Raw genomic sequence first — 1,377 nt, forward strand, 5'->3', positions numbered from 1 at the left:
TCCTCCGGTATAGAGTTTCCTGAGACAGAACTTTGGGTTTGAGTGGCTCCGTTGAGGAGGAGCCATGACAGACGAGAAGAGCGCCCGGGCGGGCGAGACGGAACGCGCCCATCACGCTGGAGACGGCTCGCCCGCCCCGCCGCGTCAGCGGCGTCTGTCGGCCGGGCGTAAGCAGGAGGCGGTGCTGCGTGTCCTGCGTGGCGAACCGCTCGAGACGGTGGCGCGTGAAGTCGGCGTCGCCGCAGGCGATCTGAGCGGTTGGCGCGACAACTTCCTCGAGGCCGGTACGGCGTCGCTGAAGTCCCGGCCCGAAGACGACCGGGACCGCGAGCTGAAGGCGATGAGGGAAAAGATCGGTGAGATGACGATGGCCAACGAGCTTCTGGAGGCCAAGATCGACCGTCTTGAGGCCGGAACCCCTTTTGCGCGGCGGAGGTCGAAGCGATGAGCCAGGCCTTTTCGATCTCCGCCCGCCGCCGCTATGGCCGGGGCCGGGTCTGCACGGCCTGGCGAGTCAGCCGGGCGACGCTGCATCGTCATCTCAAGTGCGCGAACACGCCCCAGCCTCCGCGCCGCCGATCCGGTCCACAAGGGGCGATGTCCGACGGCGATCTGGCGGGCCGCATCCGTGCCTTGCTGGAGGGCAGCCCATTCCATGGCGAGGGCTATCGCAAGGTCTGGGCCCGGCTGCGCCATCAAGGCGTTCGGACCAGTCCAAAGCGCGTGCTGCGCATCATGCGCGAACAAAACCTCCTGGCCCATCAGCGAAGCAGTTCAGCGCGAGGCCCGCGCGCTCATGACGGCAGGATCACTACGGATCGGGTCGATGAGATGTGGGGAACCGACATGACCAGCGTGGCGACCGGCCAAGGCCAGGCTGCCGTCTTCATCGCCATCGATCACTGCTCGGCCGAATGCGTCGGCATCCACGCCAGCGCCTCAGCCACCCGCTTCGAAGCTCTGGAGCCGATCCGCCAGGGCGTGCGCGCATCCTTCGGCGCCTTTGCTGGAAACATCGCTAGCGGCCTGAAAATCCGCCACGACCACGGCAGCCAGTATATGAGCCGCGACTTCCAGAACGAGATCAGGTTCCTCGGCGCCGACAGCTCCCCCGCCTTCGTGCGTGCGCCGGAAGGAAACGGCTGTGCCGAGCGGTTCATCCGAACGCTGAAGGAAAATCTCCTCTGGGTCCGATGGTTTGAGACCATCGAGGACTTGCGAAAGGCGCTGCTTCAATTCCAGAGGACCTACAACGAGCAATGGATCATCGAGCGCCACGGACACAGACCGCCGGCGGCGATCAGACAAGAGCAAAGCATGAACATCAGGCAAGCCGCTTAAGCCCAGAATCCTGTCTCAAATCCTTGCCCCGGTACA

At 64.9% G+C, this 1,377-nt stretch carries 1 pseudogene; it reads left to right on the top strand.

Annotated elements, in window-relative coordinates:
* Positions 1–64: 64 nt before the first annotated feature.
* Positions 65–1,341: pseudogene (locus B9A15_RS22310) on the top strand (IS3 family transposase).
* Positions 1,342–1,377 lie beyond the last annotated feature (36 nt).

It is taken from the genome of Fulvimarina manganoxydans (assembly GCF_900176465.1).
GTDB lineage: Bacteria > Pseudomonadota > Alphaproteobacteria > Rhizobiales > Rhizobiaceae > Fulvimarina > Fulvimarina manganoxydans.